The sequence below is a fragment of the Oceanobacillus arenosus genome (genome assembly GCF_003369575.1).
Classification (GTDB): Bacteria; Bacillota; Bacilli; order Bacillales; family Amphibacillaceae; genus Oceanobacillus; species Oceanobacillus arenosus.
In genome coordinates, this window is record NZ_PIOC01000001.1 from 318,624 (window position 1) to 339,050 (window position 20,427).

Annotated in this window: 19 protein-coding genes; 4 read left to right on the top strand and 15 right to left on the bottom strand. The window is 38.4% G+C overall.

The genetic code is table 11. The annotated features are described in order from the left end of the window. Nucleotides 1-54: 54 nt before the first annotated feature. Together CWR48_RS01335 and CWR48_RS01340 are read left to right on the top strand one after the other, a co-directional pair. Complete coding sequence (locus tag CWR48_RS01335) at nt 55-594, top strand: flavodoxin family protein (protein ID WP_115771234.1); 540 nt, start codon at nt 55-57, stop codon at nt 592-594. Between the two features lie 194 nt (nt 595-788). Beyond that, entirely contained in the window at nt 789-1,913 is a 1,125-nt protein-coding gene (locus CWR48_RS01340) for an N-acetylmuramoyl-L-alanine amidase family protein (protein WP_115771235.1), read from the top strand. A 47-nt stretch (nt 1,914-1,960) separates the two neighbouring features. On the opposite strand, the gene CWR48_RS20255 is transcribed toward CWR48_RS01340, so the two are convergent. From CWR48_RS20255 to gltC, 5 genes are all read right to left on the bottom strand, one after another. Next, nucleotides 1,961-2,134 carry a hypothetical protein gene (locus tag CWR48_RS20255; protein WP_170140658.1) on the bottom strand — a complete coding sequence of 58 codons (174 nt, stop codon included), beginning with the start codon at nt 2,132-2,134 and terminating at the stop codon, nt 1,961-1,963. A gap of 204 nt (nt 2,135-2,338) precedes the next feature. After that, nucleotides 2,339-3,382, bottom strand: coding sequence for a ribonucleotide-diphosphate reductase subunit beta (locus CWR48_RS01345; protein ID WP_115771236.1), 1,044 nt, complete (start codon nt 3,380-3,382; stop codon nt 2,339-2,341). Next, complete coding sequence (locus CWR48_RS01350) at nt 3,363-3,797, bottom strand: flavodoxin (protein WP_115771237.1); 435 nt, start codon at nt 3,795-3,797, stop codon at nt 3,363-3,365. The genes CWR48_RS01345 and CWR48_RS01350 overlap by 20 nt, the downstream gene beginning before the upstream one ends. After that, nucleotides 3,794-6,025 carry a ribonucleoside-diphosphate reductase subunit alpha gene (locus tag CWR48_RS01355; RefSeq protein WP_115771238.1) on the bottom strand — a complete coding sequence of 744 codons (2,232 nt, stop codon included), beginning with the start codon at nt 6,023-6,025 and terminating at the stop codon, nt 3,794-3,796. The genes CWR48_RS01350 and CWR48_RS01355 overlap by 4 nt, the downstream gene beginning before the upstream one ends. 221 nt (nt 6,026-6,246) lie before the next feature. Continuing rightward, nucleotides 6,247-7,152 (bottom strand): glutamate biosynthesis transcriptional regulator GltC, encoded by a 906-nt coding sequence (gene gltC, locus CWR48_RS01360; RefSeq protein ID WP_115771239.1) that lies wholly within the window; start codon nt 7,150-7,152, stop codon nt 6,247-6,249. A gap of 154 nt (nt 7,153-7,306) precedes the next feature. On the opposite strand from gltC, the gene gdhA reads away from it, so the two are divergent. Further along, nucleotides 7,307-8,671 (top strand): NADP-specific glutamate dehydrogenase, encoded by a 1,365-nt coding sequence (gene gdhA, locus CWR48_RS01365; RefSeq protein WP_425453857.1) that lies wholly within the window; start codon nt 7,307-7,309, stop codon nt 8,669-8,671. A gap of 362 nt (nt 8,672-9,033) precedes the next feature. On the opposite strand, the gene CWR48_RS01370 is transcribed toward gdhA, so the two are convergent. The 3 genes from CWR48_RS01370 to CWR48_RS01380 form a co-directional block, all read right to left on the bottom strand. Continuing rightward, nucleotides 9,034-9,828 carry an ABC transporter ATP-binding protein gene (locus CWR48_RS01370; RefSeq protein WP_115771241.1) on the bottom strand — a complete coding sequence of 265 codons (795 nt, stop codon included), beginning with the start codon at nt 9,826-9,828 and terminating at the stop codon, nt 9,034-9,036. Then, nucleotides 9,821-10,801: an ABC transporter permease gene (locus CWR48_RS01375; protein ID WP_115771242.1), complete on the bottom strand. Its 981-nt coding sequence runs from the start codon at nt 10,799-10,801 to the stop codon at nt 9,821-9,823. The genes CWR48_RS01370 and CWR48_RS01375 overlap by 8 nt, the downstream gene beginning before the upstream one ends. 73 nt (nt 10,802-10,874) lie before the next feature. Next, nucleotides 10,875-11,873 carry an ABC transporter substrate-binding protein gene (locus CWR48_RS01380; RefSeq protein WP_115771243.1) on the bottom strand — a complete coding sequence of 333 codons (999 nt, stop codon included), beginning with the start codon at nt 11,871-11,873 and terminating at the stop codon, nt 10,875-10,877. 535 nt (nt 11,874-12,408) lie between these two features. Here CWR48_RS01380 and CWR48_RS01385 point away from each other — a divergent pair. Beyond that, entirely contained in the window at nt 12,409-13,104 is a 696-nt protein-coding gene (locus tag CWR48_RS01385; RefSeq protein WP_115771244.1) for a CTP synthase C-terminal region-related (seleno)protein, read from the top strand. 37 nt (nt 13,105-13,141) lie between these two features. Here the strand turns inward: CWR48_RS01385 and CWR48_RS01390 are convergent, their stop codons facing one another. The 7 genes from CWR48_RS01390 to CWR48_RS01415 all read right to left on the bottom strand — a co-directional run bounded on the left by CWR48_RS01390 (nt 13,142) and on the right by CWR48_RS01415 (nt 20,420). Beyond that, nucleotides 13,142-13,666 (bottom strand): hypothetical protein, encoded by a 525-nt coding sequence (locus CWR48_RS01390; RefSeq protein WP_115771245.1) that lies wholly within the window; start codon nt 13,664-13,666, stop codon nt 13,142-13,144. A 9-nt stretch (nt 13,667-13,675) separates the two neighbouring features. After that, nucleotides 13,676-14,854 (bottom strand): ParM/StbA family protein, encoded by a 1,179-nt coding sequence (locus CWR48_RS01395; RefSeq protein ID WP_115771246.1) that lies wholly within the window; start codon nt 14,852-14,854, stop codon nt 13,676-13,678. 462 nt (nt 14,855-15,316) lie between these two features. Further along, complete coding sequence (gene rlmN / locus CWR48_RS01400; RefSeq protein WP_115771247.1) at nt 15,317-16,384, bottom strand: dual-specificity RNA methyltransferase RlmN; 1,068 nt, start codon at nt 16,382-16,384, stop codon at nt 15,317-15,319. A 308-nt stretch (nt 16,385-16,692) separates the two neighbouring features. Further along, nucleotides 16,693-16,821: a hypothetical protein gene (locus CWR48_RS20965; RefSeq protein WP_281270233.1), complete on the bottom strand. Its 129-nt coding sequence runs from the start codon at nt 16,819-16,821 to the stop codon at nt 16,693-16,695. After that, nucleotides 16,822-17,799, bottom strand: coding sequence for a metallophosphoesterase (locus CWR48_RS01405; protein ID WP_211316666.1), 978 nt, complete (start codon nt 17,797-17,799; stop codon nt 16,822-16,824). After that, nucleotides 17,792-18,514: a hypothetical protein gene (locus CWR48_RS01410; protein WP_115771249.1), complete on the bottom strand. Its 723-nt coding sequence runs from the start codon at nt 18,512-18,514 to the stop codon at nt 17,792-17,794. The genes CWR48_RS01405 and CWR48_RS01410 overlap by 8 nt, the downstream gene beginning before the upstream one ends. 109 nt (nt 18,515-18,623) lie before the next feature. Continuing rightward, on the bottom strand, nt 18,624-20,420 hold the full coding sequence (locus CWR48_RS01415; RefSeq protein WP_115771250.1) for an ABC transporter ATP-binding protein: 1,797 nt from the start codon (nt 20,418-20,420) through the stop codon (nt 18,624-18,626). Between the last annotated feature and the right edge of the window lie 7 nt (nt 20,421-20,427).

Here is a 20,427-nt window from a genome sequence, read left to right on the forward strand (position 1 = left end):
ACTCCTGTAAATAAACCAATTTTTTTCATTTCGATTCATCTAGGAGGTTAAACAATGAAAGTCGCGGTTATTCATGGTTCAACAAGAGAAAATGGCAATACCGAGTATTTAACGTATCACGCGGTACCAAAGGAAAAAGGTACTCATATTTATTTACGGGATCATTTCATACAGCCAATCATTGATGAACGCCATGATGCCTTTGGTTTCCATCAAGTATCGGACGATCACGAAAAGCTGATTACGCAAATGTTAGAGCATGATATTATTGTCTTCGCAACCCCAATTTATTGGTATGGATTGTCAGGACCGATGAAGATATTTATCGATCGCTGGTCGCAAATCATGAAGACACCCCATTTTTCCCACTTCAGAGGAGATTTAAAGCAAAAGCAGGCATACTTAATTGCTGTGGGTGGTGATAATCCACGTGTAAAGGGACTACCACTTATCCAACAATTTAACTATATATGTCAATATTACGGAATGACCTTTGCTGGGTATGTCATCGGCAAAGCAAGTAGACCTGGAGAAATGAAACACGACCTTACAGCATTAAATGCCGCCTCTATATTATTACCTCCAACAATATAGAGGCTAGGAGGCTTTTCCCTAGCTTTATACCTATTATAAGAGAAATTAGATGAATGGTTCCTAGTATATTCAGAAAATTAATAGGAAAAAATAACGAACTTTCTAGTCCCTCTGAACGAATTTGGAAAAAATTACTTGTTATGACTATGCATTCGTAATATTATTAAGATGATAGTCATAATAAGGAGGTTCACATGAGATTTTTACGCAACTTTAGTTTCAGTATTGGTTTCTTGCTATTTTTACTTTTACTGATACCAACTACAGGCCATGCACAGGAAGGACAAACCTATGAAGTTAGTTCAGCCGTACTTAACGTAAGAAGTGAGCCTAGCAATAATGCGGAGATTTTAGGCTTATTAAGTAAAGGGAACAATGTCATGGTTTTCCAAGAGAAATACGGATGGGTACAAACGTATTATGGAGGACAAGTTGGATGGATTGCGAAGCATCATCTTATTCCAACAACGAATAATCAGCCTGCCAATGATAATGTTGCAACAACAACTACCCAAACATTAGAAAGTGTGACCATCACTGCTAACGGTGTAAATATTCGCACAGGCCCAGATACGAGCTATTCGAGCATTGGTTCCACTTACGCTGGTGATACGTATCATTTAGTAGCAACAGAAGGTGATTGGCATCAGGTTTCATTAGCGAATGGATCTAAAGGATGGGTTGCATCATGGCTTACAGATAAAGCCACAACAACGGGGAATACTACGCAATCAACTCCAGTACATACCGTTGATGACGATTCAACTGTAAACACCGGTGGATCACTTGCTGGCTACAATATTGTAATTGATCCTGGACATGGTGGAAACGACCCAGGGGCAATAGGGCTCGGTGGGGTTTATGAGAAAGACCTCGTTTCAAGTACTTCTGACATTGTAGTACAACAACTGCGCGATGCAGGAGCAGACGTCATTGTTACGAGATTAGGCGATTATTATATCTCACTTGACGAGCGTGCACAAATTAGCAACTCCTACAATACGGATGCATTTATTAGCTTGCATTATAATGCATTTCCAATTCTTGGGGTCCAAGGTGTGAGTACCTATTATTCTAGTGATACTGACCATCAGCTAGCACAGAGTGTCCATTCGTCTCTTGTTAGTAATGTTAATTTAAATAATCGTGGCATTATACAAGAGCATTACAAAGTCTTGCGTTCAACGTATGCACCATCCATATTAATGGAGCTTGGTTTTATTACAAATCCATACGACTTATCAATGATTCAAACATCTGATTACCAATATAAAGTAGCACAAGCAATAACAAATGGCTTAATAAATTATTTCAATTAACGTAACAAACGCTGTTCTCTTTATAAGAACAGCGTTTGTTGTCATTATTATTGCAACCACTTATCTGCTTCCAGCTTAATCGTATTACTTCTTTCCTCATTTAGCTCCTGTACACCGCGCTGGAATTTAATATGGATATATAGCTCTCTTAATATTTCCTCGAAAGATACATTGTCTTGAAGCTCCTGAATCATTTTGATGACCTCTTCTTTTTCACTCAAAGTATTACCCCCTTTTTTCTCTGCATATCTGATAATACAAATCATAGCATATAATCGTTCACGTAACGGTAAACTAAAAAGGATATTACAAAATAATTTTCTTAAAAAAATGTGCATACTGGGGATATTGTGGATATTTTGTGCATATCTTTAAAGCTGTTAATACAAAAATAGGAATCAGCTACCTGCCGATTCCTATCGTTCTTATAGATCATCAAACCCGTTGAGATCGCTTGTTTTCGTATATTGTCTTGACTTTTGTTCAAAGAAGTCTGTTTTTGTACCGTCAAAGTTATCCACATATGCACGGATCCATTTCATTGGGTTATCCACATTTTCTGAATAAACCTCACTTAGCCCCATCATACGCAGCATTTTATTTGCACGATATTTAATGTAACCAGCCATCTCCTCCAAATCAATGCCTTCTACATCTGCTAACACATATTTCGACCATTCCATTTCTAATTCAACCGATTCTTTAAAATGCGCATAAACCCAATCGGTAAATGCTGGTGTATTATACTCTGGATTTTCTGCTAAGGTTGCACGGAATAGTTCCGCAATAAAACGTCCATGCTCTAGCTCATCACGATTGATATAGCTAATCATCGTTGACGTACCAACCATTTTATTATTTCGTGCTAAATTATAGAAGAAGGCAAAACCAGAATAGAAGAACATTCCTTCAAGCAATGATGTATAGACTAATGTCTTAAGGATATTCTCAATCGTTGGTTCTTCCACAAATTCATTGTATTGCTTCACTAAATTTTCATTTCGCTTAAGCAGTACAGGATCTTTTCTCCCATGCTGAAAAGATTTATTTTGCTCATTTAGTGATACAACGGATGATAGTACATATGAGTAACTCTCATTGTGAACTGCTTCCTGCTGGGCAACTACAGCCATAATCGACTGAACCGATGCGTCTGTTGCGTATAGAGATATAAGTAATGCCGTTCTCGTTTGTGGTGCATCCAATGTTGCAAGCAGGCCAATAATTTTTAAATATGCATCCTGCTCTGCCTTCGATAATGACGGAAATTGCTTCACATCACTGGACATATTAATTTCATCTGCTTGCCAGTAATTCCCTACTAAACGTTTATACATTTTATACCAATGTGGATAAGCAATATCATTCCAATTTAAAATCCCACTAGATTCCCCGCCAAATAGTGCTGTTGACTTATTTGGGAATAACGGCTCTAATGTCTTCGCTTTATTAAGCAATGCTCTTGGCATCCTGTAACACTCCTTCAATCCATTCATCAACCATAGCTTCTTGACTGCCACGTGGTGATTGTTCAATCTTCAATGGCTCCCACTTGCTATTATAGAACTTTGCAAGCTTAATTGCTGCCTTGCAGAAAAGGTCATCCCCACCAAATTGGGTGTCTCCAGAGCCAAATATTGCAATATTATCTGGTTTATAACCAATTTCAAGAATAAGGTCTTTCACTTCGTCTGGCGTGCTGCCTTTTGCCCATGTAAAGGTTCCGATAAATACATAATCATAGTCTTCAGGATTAAACGGGCGGTCAATCCCGATTCGATGCATCTCTACTGAAATATTCTCCTCTAACATTCTCGATTCAATTAATTCAGCAATTTCCTTTGTGTTCCCACTATAAGACAGGTATGCAATGATTATCCTCAACTTTCACACCACTCACATTCTTCAATATCATTTGACGTCGATCGTACATAATACGTTGTTTTAAGTCCTTCTCTCCACGCTTGGATATGAAGGTCTAATAATACAGATGCACGAATTGTATTCGGCACATAGAAGTTAAAGGAAATACTTTGATCAATATGCTTTTGACGCGCCGCATTTTGCTTCACAGACCAACGCTGATCGACAATATATGCAGAACGGCGGTAAACATCATATGTGTTATGATCAAGATCTGGTGCCGTAACTGGAATACGGAAATCCTTTTTCTCCTCACTATAAAACGGTTTAAATACAGGGTCGATACTTGCAGTTGATCCAGCAATCATGGATGTTGACGAGTTTGGTGCTACTGCCATTAGGTAACTATTTCTAATTCCATTCTCTTTCACTTCATTTGCAAGTGATTGCCATAATTCATTCGTATATCCTTTTGCTGAGAAGTATTCACCAGTATTCCATTTACTTCCTTCAAAGTATGGATAGCTTCCTTTTTCTTTACTTAAATTCATGCTCGCTTCGATTGTAAGGTACGCAATCTTCTCATATAACCCATCTGCATAGGTTACCGCTTCATCTGTTTCCCATTTGATGTTTTTCAATGCTAAAAGATGATGCCATCCGAACGTACCAAGTCCAATTGCGCGATATTTATTATTCGTTATTGTCGCTTGTTTTACTGGCAGGTTATTAATGTCAATAACATTATCAAGCATTCTCACTTGTATTGGAATGAGTTTTTCCAATACCCCTGCAGGAACAGCCCTACCTAGATTAATCGAGCTTAAATTACAAACAACAAAGTCTCCTGATTTATATTTCTTGATGACAATATCTTCATCTTCAATATATTCTTCTAATAATTGTGTCGGAGATTGATTTTGTGTTATTTCTGTACATAGATTCGAGCAATAAATCATTCCTTGATGTGTGTTCACGTTTTGTCTATTTACTTCATCGCGGTAAAACATGAATGGCGTACCAGTTTCAAGCTGAGATATCATAATTCTTTTCATAATATCGATTGCTTTTACTGTTTTTCTAGACAAGGCTTCATTTGCTACACATGCCTGATATTTTTCTCTAAAGGATCCGTTCCCTTTTTCTTCATCATAGTAATCTTCTAAAGAGAATCCCATCACTTGGCGTACTTCGTGTGGATCAAATAAATGCCAATCATCTCTCGCTTCAAGAGCTTCCATGAAAATGTCTGGAATCGTTACACCGGTAAAAATATCGTGGGCGCGCTGACGATCATCCCCATTATTTAATTTCAAATCAAGGAACGGTTCGATATCCCGATGCCAAACATCCAAGTAAATTGCGATAGCGCCTTTTCTTGTGCCAAGCTGATCGACACTTACTGCTGTGTTGTTTAGTTGCTTAATCCAAGGTACCACACCACTCGACATGCCTTTGAACCCTTTAATTGAGCTGCCTCTTGAACGGATTTTACCCATGTAAACACCAAGTCCACCGCCATTTTTTGATAGATTCGCAACATCTGTATTACTATCATAGATTGCCTGCAAATTATCATCTACTGTGTCGATAAAGCAGCTAGAAAGCTGTCCATGTGTCTTCCCTGCATTATTAAGTGTTGGTGTTGCAACTGTCATATAAAGGTTGGAAAGTGCCCAGTATGCCTCTTTAACAAGTGTTAAACGGTGTGCTACAACCTCATCCTGCATTAAATACATCGCAATAACCATCCATCGTTCTTGTGGAAGCTCGTACGTATTTTTATTATGATCCGTTGCTAAATAACGAGTAGAAAGTGTATATAAACCTAAATAATTAAATAAGTAATCACGTTCAGGATCAATCGATTTCGATAATTCGCTAATTTCCTTCTTTGTATATTTTTCGAGAAGTAATGGGGAGTATATCCCGATTTCTGTCAGTTTTTCGATTAAGCCTTGGAAATTTCCATATGGGTTTGTCCCATTTTCTCTATTACTTGATGCTTGTTCATAAAGGTTTGTTAAATATAATCTGCTAGCGAGGAATGTCCAGTCTGGCTCTGCTTCATCAATATTCTCTAATGCTAGTTTACTTAGAACATCCATTTTCTTTTCATTGGTCATTTCTTCGTTAATGGCATGTGCTGCTTTTTCTTTATATTGATCCGTGCTGATTTGCAGCCCCTTGGATAATTCATCAATTAATTCGTTGATCGTAATTTGATTCGCAATAATAGCTGTAGGCATTTTATTACTTCCTCCCCAGGTAAAATAAAATAATAAAGCCGGTTCATTGTGGAATGAACGGCTGGTTAATATCAGTCAGGATATGCTTTTTGCTCTTTCATGTTGTATAAATCCGTACGGCAAACCACAAGATATAGTATCCTCAATTAAAATACCACTCTATATGTTGTATAAATCGTATCATGTTCCCCATAAGAATGCAAGTCCTATTTATTCGACATTTAGTTCTGAAATTTCTCCAAACGGTGGAAAAATGCCTGCAGAAATTCATAAAATAATTTTTCTGTTGGGAGTAATTGTCTGTCACTTGGAATCACAACGCCTACCGAGCGAGTAACTTCCGGTTCTGTGACTGGAACCCTAACAGCGGCATGTGGCACATTATCAACCAAGGTGATTTCTGGAACTAACGAGATTCCAAGTCCCGCTGAGACAAGTCCTTTAATAGAATCAATGTCCTCTCCTTCAAAGGAAACCATTGGCTTGAAACCTACACGTTGACATGCTTCAATAATGATATTGCGTAAAACAAAGTTCTCCGGGAATAATACGAAGGCCTCTTGTCGTAATTGATTTAAATTGATGGATCTGTCTTTTGCGAGTGGATGACTCTTCGGTAATAGTGCAACAATATTTTCTATAAATAATACCGTTCCAATTAATTTCGGTTCATTCATTGGAACTGGTGCTAAAAGCGCTAGATTGATTTCTCCCTTTTTTACTGCTTCTTTTAAATTATGGTAAGAGCCCTGGGTTAGCTTAAATTTCGCATGTGGATATTGCTCACGGAATGCAGAAATAGCCGTTGGCAAAATATACGATGCTAAACTGCTTGGAAAACCGATATGAATGGTACCTTGTTCAGGGTCAGTATATTCCTCAATCACTTGCAGGGCATCATCGATTACATGTGTCGCCCGCTCCATATGCTCAAGAAAGACTCTGCCAATTGGGGTTAATCGAACATTACGTCCTTCTCTTATAAATAGATCAACACCTAATTCATCTTCTAATTTAAAGAGTTGCCGACTTACAGCAGATTGTGCAACATGCAAACTATCCGCCGCTTTTGTTACATGTTCCCGCTTTGCAACCTCAATAAAATAGAGGATTTGCCTAAGTTCCATTCTCCTCACCTCCATTCCATTATCTCATATCGGCATCATTTATATCTATTTTTTATATTGTTTAGATGAATTAAATTGTGTACAATAATAAGAACAGTAAAAAAGATGGATTTTAAAAGGAGGATTTTATGCTATTATGAATTTAACTAAAGCAATGTCAACCGACAATACTAAACGCGTACATGATTATTTAGATGAGATTTATACAACTGTTGTAAAGCGTAACTACAGTGAGAAAGAATTCCATCAAGCTGTAGCATTATTCCTCAGATCACTAGTACCCCTTCTAGCTAAATATCCAATATATATGGAAAAAGGAATATTAGAACAAATTACAGAACCTGAGCGTCTCATTACATTCCGTGTCCCATGGGTTGATGACAATGGAAAAACAAGGGTAAATCGCGGGCTACGCGTACAATTCAACAGTGCTCTTGGACCATATAAAGGCGGCTTACGATTCCATCCATCTGTAGACTCAAGTATAATCAAATTCCTTGGTTTTGAGCAAACATTTAAGAACTCCTTAACAGGTCAACCAATTGGCGGCGGAAAAGGTGGCGCTGATTTTGATCCAAAAGGTAAATCAGACAATGAGATTATGCGTTTTTGTCAAAGCTTTATGATGGAGCTTTCGAAATATATCGGACCAAATGTCGACATTCCTGCCGGCGATATCGGTGTTGGCGCAAGAGAAATCGGCTATATGTTTGGCCAATATAAGAAGATTCGCGGCGCCTTTGAAGCAGGTGTTCTAACTGGCAAGGGCATCGGCTATGGCGGTAGTTTAGGACGTACGGAATCCACTGGTTACGGAACAATTTATTTTCTTCAAGAAATGCTAAAGGATAGCGGATTTTCATTAAAAGGAAGTACTGTAGTCGTTTCCGGCTCTGGTAATGTTTCTATCTATGCAATGGAAAAAGCAATGGAACTCGGCGCAAGGATTGTCGCATGCAGTGATTCCAATGGTTATATTTACGATTCGAACGGAATTAATCTTGAAACAGTAAAACAAATTAAAGAAGTCAATGCTGGAAGAATAAGTGAATATGTTAATAAACATCCAGAAGCATCTTATTCTGAAGGATGTTCCGGTATTTGGACGATTCCATGTGATGTCGCCCTTCCATGCGCAACACAAAACGAACTCGATGAGCAAGCAGCATTAACATTGGTTCGAAATAATGTAAAAGCCGTTGCTGAGGGTGCGAATATGCCTTCAACTCCAGAGGCAATCGATGTATTCCTTGAAAATAAAGTGTTATTCGGACCAGCGAAGGCAGTTAATGCAGGCGGAGTAGCGGTTTCATCATTAGAAATGTCACAAAACAGCATGCGTTTATCCTGGACGTTTGAGGAAGTCGACGAGAAGCTACATGAAATCATGAAAAACATTTACCAAAACTGTATCGATGCTGCTGAAGAGTTTGAACTAGAAGGCAATCTCGAAGCAGCAGCAAATATTGCCGGATTTAGAAAAGTAGCCGACGCAATGATTGCACAAGGTGTTGTATAAGAATAATTGAGTTTGTAGAAGGTGTCCGACATGGGACGCCTTCTTTTTTATTATCAAGGAGGCATCTGCTTAAACGAGTAACTGCGCCTCAAATTCGAGCGAGCACTAGCTTGATTCGAGCGACTCCCATACAATTTCGAGCGAGCACTGGCCTGATTCGAGCGACCTACCATCTATTTCGAGCGAGCACTGACCTGATTCGAGCGACCTACCATCTATTTCGAGCGAGCACTGGCCTGATTCGAGCAAACTCCCATACAATTGCCGAGCTATAAAAGAAAAAATCCGAACTAATTCGAATTCTAACGAAAGAATTTTGAATCATAGTTCTGACTTTTACGTTTTTCCAATTCTATTCTATATTACCCCAAAACAACCCGATCATCTTCAAACTCGATGCCCCTAATCCGTTTAAATTCATGCAGTAAATCTTCAATCGTGAGTTTCACTTTCTCTTCACCATGAACATCAAAAATAATTTGTCCCTTATCCATCATGATTAACCGATTTCCTAAATCCAGCGCTTGCTGCATATTATGGGTTACCATTAATGTTGTTAATCCAGAGTTCCGTACAACAGTCTCTGTCAAACTTGTGATTAACGCAGCTCTTGAAGGATCAAGTGCTGCTGTATGCTCATCTAACAGTAAAATACTTGGCTCTGTAAATGTCGTCATTAAAAGGGAGAGCGCCTGTCTTTCCCCTCCTGACAGTAAACCAACCTTTGCCGTTAAGCGATTTTCCAGCCCTAGGTTCAAGGCTTTTAAGCTATCCTTAAACATTTCCCTCCGCTGTTTCGTAACACCAGGTCTAAGCTTTCGTTTCTTATTGCGTGAATACGCGATTGCTAAATTTTCCTCAATCGTCATGGAGGGAGAGGTTCCTGCCATTGGATCTTGAAAAACCCGGCCAATAAATGCAGAACGCTTATACTCCGGTAAATGTACCATTTGCTTCCCATCAATGATCACATCACCAAGATCGGGCATAAGGTTACCAGAAATAACATTCATTAGTGTGGATTTTCCAGCTCCATTACTCCCTATTACGGTAATAAAATCGCCTTCTTCAAGTCGGAGATTAATATTGTTCAGTGCCTTCTTCTCGTCAGGAGTGCCCTCATTAAATGTAATGGATATATTATTTAGTTCAAGCATCGCGATTCCCCCTCTGTTGCGCGCGTTTTACTTGCCTACGTTTGTTTTCCTTCCTAGTCTGCACTATTTTTGGGACAACCAAGGCCGCAATAACAATAATCGCCGTAATCATTTTCATATCGCCAGTCTCCATGAAGTCGATTCTTAATGCCAATGTGACAATGATCCGATAAATAATCGCTCCTAGAATTACTGCAAGGGTTGCTTTTGCAATCGTTTTAGTACTAAATAATGCTTCACCAATAATAATCGACGCAAGCCCAATGACAATCAAACCCAGACCCATATTCGCATCTGCAAAGCCACCAAGCTGACCAATTAACCCACCTGCAGTGGCAACTAGTGCATTCGATATACCAACACCGAAGATAATCAATAAATCCGTATTTGCCGAAAGACTACGAATCATTTTCTTGTTATCCCCAATTGCCCGGAGTGCAAGACCAACTTCCGTCTTTAGGAAATAATCCGTTAGAAGCTTAATAATGATGGTAACAACAATCATGACTAACAAAATTGCCCATGTTGTTGGCAGTTGTTCTATGCCAATTGCAGACAATAGGTTATTTAGGAAAGTATCTATTCCCGTTGCACTCCAAATCGATCCGAGCTGATCAAATAGTGTTGTTTCTTGTAATAATGAAACGGTCGGTTGACCCATGATTCGTAAATTAATCGAGTACAAGGCAGTCATCATTAGGATACCCGCTAATAATGGGTTAATTTTTCCCTTCGTATGAAGAACTCCAGTTAAACATCCGGCAATAAAGCCGGCAAATGCAGCGAGAATGGTTGCAGTAATAGGAGGAATCCCATTTACGATAGAAGATGCCGCTACTGCTGCTCCTGTTACAAAGCTCCCTTCCACAGTAAGATCAGGAAAATCTAAAATGCGGAATGTTAAATATACCCCTAAAGCCATAATCGCATAGATGATTCCTGATTCCATGGCACCGAATATTGATATAAACATGAATTCCTTCCTTTCTACCTATTCTTGATGTATTAATCGCATGAGTCGCCACATATAGCTAGCACGCCTAATCTTATTTTGTTGGTTCTACAAATTGCGCTGTGTCATCCCATTCATCGTTCCACTCAATACCTTGCTCCTCAGCAGCATCTTTATTGATAAATAATTCGATTTCTGGTGGATACTCTGCTGGAATATCACTTACAGATTTCTCACCTGTTAAAATATCCGCAGCCATTTCCCCTGCACGATATCCAATCGTATAGTAGTCGATACCAAATGTCGCAAAACCACCTCTACCTAATGAATCAGGCTCCCCAACAATAAGTGGAATATCCTGTTCATTCGCTACACCAACAACACTCTCAAGTGCAGAAACGACTGTATTATCTGTAATGATATAAAGTACATCTACTTCACCGACAAGCGTTGTCGTTGCTTGTTGTACCTCAGCGGAATTCGCTACGGTACGCTCAACAATTTCAATGCTCGTTCCTTCTGCAGCAGCTTTTACCGCATCAACCTGTGAAACAGAATTTTGCTCACCAGCATTATAAACCATTCCAACTTTTGCATCAGGGAAATTGGCATTGATAAATTTGACCGTTTCTTTAATTGCATCTGGATGAAGATCAACGACACCGGTAATATTCGCCCCTGCCTCATCCATCGAGGGAACTAAACCAGCACCAACTGCATCGGTTACTGATGTAAAAACAATCGGAATTTCATTTGTAGCTTGTAATGCACCAAGTGCACTTGGCGTTGCGTTTGCAAATATTAGATCAACTTGATCCGCAACGAAGCCGTCAGAGATTGGCTTTACATTATTTTGATCATTTTGTGCGCTTTTCAAATTATACTCAACATCTAATCCTGCCTCTTCAAGTGCCGCCTGGAATCCCTTATACGCATTATCAAGTGACGGATGCTCCACGTATTGGCTGGCACCAATTGTATATTTTCCTTCAGCTCCGACAGATGAGGCACCATTGTCTTTATCCTCATTCGATCCACATCCTGCTAGAAAAATAAATCCAATAATTGCAATTACTAAAGTGAATTTCCTCATAACACTTCCCCCTTTTACTAGACTAAAGTATCTAAATATTTAATCGTGATTATATCACATAACCTTCCGAATCGCGAGACATTTTTAACTATTTTAAAAATAACACAATACTTAGAGGGACTTTTTGCTTATAAAACAAGACATTATTATCTTTTAGAAAAGCTGGGTTGTCATCATGTATTACCGATACTGGATTAGTCGCACTTACCCAAGCGACGAGGAAGATCATCATGCTTTCTTACTCTAACAAGTAATGGATAGCGATTAGCTCTTGCATCCATGTACTATATTTAACTACAATAAGGGAGGAAAGTTTTTTCTTGTCTAACAAGAGGGATTGCACTACCATGAAACTAATATCCTGTGACACAGAGAAAGTCCCAGCTCACATATTTCTAAAAGGGGAGAGTGTCTAATTCACTTCAAACCCTTACCTTTTTTTGTATGAAGAAGAATTTACTTGACTTGAAATATAGAGAGTCTTATAATCATTTTTTATGTTATGAAAATACTTTTAAATGGAAGAGGTACTTTTATGAGTAAGATTGGATTAATTGGTGATTTTGACCCAAGTGTTGTAGCGCATATCGCTATACCTCAAGCTATTCAATTGGCTTCAAATGAACTTGGTTGTCAAATTGAAATTGAGTGGATACCAACTTCTTCACTTGAAATTGATTTCGAACAGAAGCTAACTGTATTTCAAGCACTTTGGTCAGTTCCTGCTAGTCCTTATAAGAGTATGCAAGGTGCCTTAAATGGTATCCGATTTGCTCGTAAACATAAGGTCCCCTTTCTAGGAACATGTGGAGGTTTTCAGCATATGATTATTGAATTTGCTAGGAATGTTTTGGAACTTTCAGAAGCAGATCATGCTGAGGAGAACCCTACCTCTTCATTATTGTTGGTCGCTCCTCTCACTTGTTCGGTGAGTGAAAAGACGCATACTTTTACACTTACACAAGGCTCAAAAGTTGCGGAAATATATGAGAATCCCAAGATTGTTGAACAGTATGGAATTTGTAATTATGGTTTAAATCCTGAGTTTGCTCCTTTACTAGAGAAAGCAGGTATGCGCGTTGTAGGGGTTGATACTGATGGAGAAGCTCGTATTATGGAACTAATTAATCATCCTTTCTTTATTGGGACGCTTTTTCAACCTGAACGTTCAGCATTAAAAAATATCGTTCACCCGTTAATTAGAGCATTTATTCAAAAAGCCATTCAATAAAAGAGCTGTCGAATTAATCATAATTCGACAGCCACCTTTACTTATTCATACTCGAGAAGAAATCTCCCAATGGGTTTTCTTCTTCCTTCTTGGTTTCTTCATGTTCAGGCAATACGATAGAATCAAGATCTAGATTATCTAAACTCATTTCATCCGTTTCAGTGACTTCATCGGTTTCTTCCGTAATGCTTGTCTCTTGAAGATACAGCGCATCATCGATATTACTTGAATTACTATTGAGCGACGCAAGCAATGTTGTTGCTCGCATTGGATCATTTAATAATTGATACAAAATGCTACCAATTAACGCTTCTGAATGTTCATGTTTCAGCCAGCTTCTCTGCTCTTTCGTCAGCCTTTTGGGGAGCGGAATCGTAACCGTTTCTCTTTCTTTCGTCTGTGATTCGTTCAATGCCTTTAATACAAAGCCCGCAATCGTACTAGAAAAGTTTCTTCGTTCCTTTTCCTTTAGCAAGGAGAGTTCTTTCAAAAGATAATCCGGCGTATCAGATGGAACACGAAACGTAATTGATTGTCCCCGTTCAATCCCTTTTTTCGTCATGACTTCACCCTACTGTTCTTTTGTTGCCGCTACTTCTTGCCCTTTTACATTATTATTCTGTGCTGATTGAAGTGTAAACTGCATAATCAATTTGTAATAAGCATTTGCCATCATCCAAATACTTTCTTGCTCATCCTCAAAGAATTCAATATTAAAGCCATCAAGCTTGTTATTCAATGCTTTAATGTAATCCTTCAATACTGCAGAACCACCACCAACGAAATAGCAGATTTCTGATTGAGAGTTTTTCGACCATACATTTTTTAAATAACGATATTCCTTTTTCGCAAGCTCTAATAAAATATGATCCGTAATATCATGGACATTCGTTCTGCTTCCTTTTACCATAATGTGGTGGCGATCATTCTTTCTTGTAATGATATCCACAACATCACGACGACTATCAAGTTCTACACCATGTCTTGAACGAATTTCCTCACGAATTTCTTCTAATGATTCAGAAACACCTAAATTAAACCCTTGTGCCTTGTCATCATCCACATTACGGTTTCTAATAACCGCCACATCTGTGGACAAACCACCGATATCCTGAATTAATATTTGCTTATCTAATAGTTCCTTGTTAATAACTTTTAAATCATTATCCATAATTAAGTTTACATATGCTGCAAACCCTTCTGGATATACTTTTACTTCATCAAATTTAATATTTACTTTGATTCCTTGGTATTTCGGTGTTACTAAAAATTCTACTTGATGGACAGATCCTAGTAGTTGGGAACGATAGCCAACATCTTTACCTTCTTTCACTTCTCGTAAAGGTAAACCGGTTCCTAATGTATAATTTGCATCGATTACATCACCTTTTGCTTTAAATGCATCACTCGTCACTGCATCCAATGCTAATGAAGCAAAGAGCATTATTAATGTTTGATCTTCTTCAGATTTACTGCTTCCTGGATCTAGCTCCCGCGAATTTTGAGACTTAGTTGCTAGATTACCTACCCGATAGATTACGCCATTTTCTTCAAGCGCTGGAGAATGCACACGAATATGAATATTATCCAATACATCTTTCTTATCTAATTCTTCTATTCCAATTACGGGACGATCCTCTAAATCTGGTGCAATGATATTCGGAATATAGAATTGACCCTCAAGCTTACCGAATATCCCCTTTAACGCATCGTTACCTACATCGACTGCAGCAATTCTTGATTTTACCATTTTCTCATTTCCCCTCTCCATTTTATATAACTTCAATTCCATGAAGTTTAGCGGACTCTTTTTAATATGTTAGAGTTTCTATTTTTTTATGTAGCGAGTCTTTACTTCATCTTTATTGTAAATCAATCCATCTACTATACTAGAGTAACCGTTTCACTTGAAATTAGCAATCGGACTTTTTGCGTATTCTTTATTGTTTACAAGTTTACATTTTGCATTCGTTGTCATAATAGCATGTGTACGCATATGTTTTCTTGTAAACTTTTAAGAATACAAACTATCTTTAATTGTAAACTTGTATACTTATTTGTATATATTGATTTTATGTGGATTTCTATTCTCATATTTTGTGAAAACTACTTAAGTATAATTAACCAAATTAACTTGATTCATCCTTTTTCCTAGTTAAAAAAGATAAAAAAACAAGCCAAAACAAAAATACTCGTTTGGCTTGTTCCTATATTAGATTGCTTTCTTCTTATTAATTTGTTTACTTCTCAATTGTCCACAAGCAGCATCGATATCTGCTCCGTTTTCCCAACGAACGCCACAGTTAATACCACGTTCCTTCAACGTTTCGTAAAATGCTTGAATCGATGTGGATTCACTTCGTTGATATTCAATATGCTCGTCAACCGTATTGTAAGGTATTAAGTTGACATAGGCAAGATGGCGATGATTGTGAAGCAGCTTCGCAAGCTGTATCGCCTCTTCCCTATGATCATTAACATCGCGTAACATGATATATTCATACGTGATTCGGCGATTTTTCTTTTGTAAATAATATTCTACAGATTTCATTAGCTTTTCAATTGGGAATGCCTTATTAATCTTCATAATGCTAGTCCGTAGCTCATCATTAGGTGCGTGAAGTGAGATTGCCAAGTTAACTTGGATATCCGTATCCGCAAATTCGTAAATCTTATGTGCAAGCCCACTAGTTGACACCGTAATATGTCTCGCACCGATGTTTAGACCCTTATCATCGTTGACAACATATATGAAATCCATTAGGTTTGTAAAGTTATCCAATGGCTCGCCTATTCCCATTACGACGATATGGCTTACCCTCTCATCTTTTCCTTGTGCATCAAGATGCTTCTGTACATTCATAATTTGTTCTACAATTTCACCGCTTGTTAAATCGCGGTTTTTCCGGAGTAGCCCACTTGCACAGAATGAACATCCGATATTACAACCAACCTGTGTTGTAACACATACAGACAATCCATAGTGGAAGCGCATGAGCACTGTCTCAATTAAATTGCCATCCGCCATCTTGAATAGAAATTTAATCGTACCGTCCTTCGATTCTTGTCGAATATCTTCTTCAAGTGTGTGCAGGACAAAGTTCTCCTCGAGTAATTCAATCGTTTCATTATTGACGTTGTTCATTTCACTAAAGCTCGCAACCCGTTTCTTATACAGCCAGCTCCAAACTTGTTCTGCACGAAATCTCTTTTGCCCATGACTTGTAAGCCATTCCGTCAGTTGATCATAGGTCATTCCATAAATGGATTCTTTACTCATTTTGTACCCTCTTTCGATTCATTACATTTTTCTATCTTACATCATACTCCATATGGGGTACAGTAGCAAATGGTTATTGATTTTTTAAAAAGAAAATAATAGCTGTCAATACTGCGGTTTAAGACATGAACTAATATAAGGGAAATGAATGCAGTTTATTGAGGGTTTCGAAGCTACTTTAGGCGAAGGAGAAAGAGAGGATTCCGCTAATTAAAGGTATTTTTATTGTAGTAAGGAAACCTCTTGCTGCATACCGATTCCTGGTGATATATTTTTTCTCCTGCCGATATTCTGGCGTTCTTGCTGATTTAATGCTTCTCCTGCTGATATTCCAGCCCTCTTGCTGATTTACTTTTTCTCCCGCTGATATTCCAGCCCTCTTGCTGATTTAATGCTTCTTCTGCCGATATCCTGGCGCTACGCAATCCCCTATACATTCACCTTAATTTTAGCACATTAATTTCCGGGGAATTTAAAAATCGAAAGTTAAAAAATGAAATGGCATCACTACTGCCAAGACCCGCACTTACATATTGCTTCGTTCCCTCATAATCCCAAAGTCCCATTACACGATCACTTGGAGGGAAGAAGCTATTTGGCTCATACCAGGGCTCGGGGACAAATAATGCCCCAAGTATAGGTAAACGGATTTGTCCCCCATGATAATGCCCGGCCATGATTAAATCATAATCCCCCCAGCCCATACCAGGACTCTCTTTTATCGAATCCATTCTAACATCTGGGATGGGATAATGATTCAGGGCAATCACTAGATCGGTTGGTTGAATACTGTCTAGTTCCTTCATTTCATCCCATAACTTCTCCTGATAATTAAGATACACTTCTGATAAGGCATAATCAGGCTGGACAATGCCATTTGTTCTGCCTAAATACTTTGGATCCCTGATTATCGAAAGCTCGAAATTGGCAAAGTAAACTGTTGCGTCCCCCACTAAAACTTTATCAACAGATTCAAGCAGCTCAACACCCCTTGCTTCCATCTCAGTAATAAAAGCACTCTTTTTCACATCTTGCCCTACCACATAACTATCTGGATCCGTATTGCCAGGCACAAACCACGCGTTCTCTTTATTTCTAATTCCATCAATAAGGGAATAAAAAGGTTCATAATTCACACTCTCTACACTATCGAGCACGTCACCAGTAAAAACGATTGCATCATAATCAATCGCATTGATCGTTGGAATTAGTTCTGATTGATTTTCACCAAACGCTTTTTCATGCAGGTCACTAATTTGGAGGATTCGAAAACCCTTAAGCTGCTCTGGCAAATGATCAATAACAATCTCCTCTTCCACGACAATGAATCGGCGATTATCCCAAATAGTATAGATTGCTAATATGATGAAAGTTAATACGACAAGGGTACATAAGCTTTTCAACAGCCTAGACATATTCATCATATGAACTCGATTTCGTTCTCCTACTGCCTTTAACGTTCTGCTTATGATACAAGGAAATTTCTAGTTGATTCTCCATTAGCGTAATCACATATCCGGGTGGAATTTGCATAATTTGCTCATACGGCGTGATAAAGAGGTCTGCTTCACTCACCCTTGGCTCATTATCATTTGCGAAGGTCGCAAACCATTGGTCATTAAACTTACTATCTACATAAGGAAGTGTCAGCAGAGGGGCAATGCTTGTGCAAAAAGCAAAGGTCTCTTGATTATGAAAATAATATAGTGGCTCTTCCCTTTCATAACCAATTGCTCCAAAAAGCATTTCCTCACTATCATCCCATATTGCGAATATGAACTTTCCAACGAGGAAGTCCGGACAATCCCTTCCCCACTTTTGATACGCCTTAAGAATCAATTGCCCATCCTGAACAGTCTTTCGTTCTACTTCTTCAATCCCTAAACGGTCAAATAATTCCTCCCTGTTATCAAGATGAACATCAGCAGTAATCGCCATTTTCCTTTCCACATCAACATATGGTAAGGTTTCCCCTAATTTAGGAACTACACACCCGAGGAAAATCTGCTTTTGTTGCCAGATGATTGCTTCATCCCAGGGGTGAATATTGATTGCTTTCATCAACTCAAATCCATGGTTACCAGGTGCTTCTACATTATTCAATTGAACAATTCCGGCGATTGCAGGCATAATGATTAACTCCTTTTATTTGATAACTTCGTTCATTAAAAAGAACGTTGAATTCACAATAAAACCCTATTGACTAATAATAGGGTTTGGAAGTAGACCTAATTCAACGCTACTGAATTGCTTGTATTTGATTGCGTAATAGATTACTAAACATACTTGCCTTTTCATTCGATAGCTGGTCAAATCCACCCTGTTGGATGATTTCCCCTTCTTCAAGCACAACTACTTGATCTGCATTTCTGATTGTCGATAATCGGTGTGCAATGACGATAATTGTCATCTTTCCTTTTAATCGTTCTAATGCCTGCTGTATTTTCGCCTCATTTTCCGTATCAAGTGCACTTGTTGCTTCATCTAATACTAGAATGGATGGCTCTCTTAGGATTGCACGAGCTAATACGAGCCGTTGTCTTTCCCCACCTGAAAGCTTGATTCCACGATCACCTATTAGTGAATCTAGCCGATCTGGCAATTTGCGAACAAATTCAGCTGCAGAGGAAAATTCTAATGCCTCCCACATTTGCGCTTCACTTGCATTCGGTACTACTAATAATAAATTTTCTCTAATACTGACATTAAACAGAAATGGATCCTGTGGTACATAACTAATCGCTCGCCTTAACGATAAAAGATTGTCCGCTGTTAATGGCTTCCCATCGATTAACACCTGCCCTGATTCAGGTTGATTTAAGCCCATTAATAAATCAATTAACGTACTTTTCCCTGCGCCAGAACGGCCGACGAACGCTGTCATTTGATTCGCTGGGACAACGAGATTAATCCCTCTCAATGCATAATGGGGTCCGTTTTGGTTGTAACGGAAGGAGACCCTCTCACACTGAATGTGGTGCCTAATATCCAGCGGCGTAATCTGCTCATCGGTTTGTGCTTCAAATTCTTTAGCAGCTAAACTCTCATGCTGCAAGGCTTTAACTGCTCTAAATGCCGGAATGGTTGTTGCAATTTGTTCCATCGATCCTTGAATTCCAGCAACCCTTGGCCATAACCTGGAAAAGATGATAATCACTAGCATCAATTGACCTGCCTGAGCACTAAACATGTTAATTGCGATATAAATAAATAACGCAATAAATATTGCCGATGCAACCTTATAATATAATTGCGATGTAGTCTTTAACTTCGTGTATTCAAGCTGTTCATTTTGCATCTGTTCGGTGATATTGTTATACCAATTTATTCTTGAATCTTCTAATGAATTGCTTTTAATATCCTTGATGCCGTTAACCTGATCTGTTATTCCTGCAAGGAAACTTCTTCCTAATTCAAAATTCCGATTTCCAAGCGCTAATGACTGCTTCAAAAATTTCCGATTAAAGAAGATTAGAATTAACCCGCAGAGCAAGACAAATATGGTGATGGTCGGTGAAAGCCAAAAGGCAAGACCAATCTGGATTAAGGTAAAGACAATGGCAGCGACAAATTGCAAAACGGAATACGTTCCCGCACTTGTCCGAGCAATTTCCGATGTTAATATATTAAGAAGGTCGGATTTTCGATGTTTAATGAAAAAATCCCAATTTGCATGGAGCAAAGAACGATAGGTTTCAAGACGCATATACCTTAAAAATCCATGCTGAATCATCGCGTTTTTAATCGTTAGCTGCCGATTGACGACATTTTGACCGATAACAACAACAAGATAGATGACTAAAATTATTGGGAGTCCTAAAGAACTTGGAATAATCTCTAGAAAGCCAAACATACTTAATAATGGCGAGCTTTCCCCACCTAAATCGATTATCCCGCTCATGCTAATTAAAGGAACTAATAATAAGATACCAATCCCTTCTAATAACCCAATTGCAGTCATGGAAAATAAATTGATATAAAGGATTTTTCCAGAATACTGGTGAATTTGCTTCAAAAAGTAAACGACATGCTTCATTTGTTCG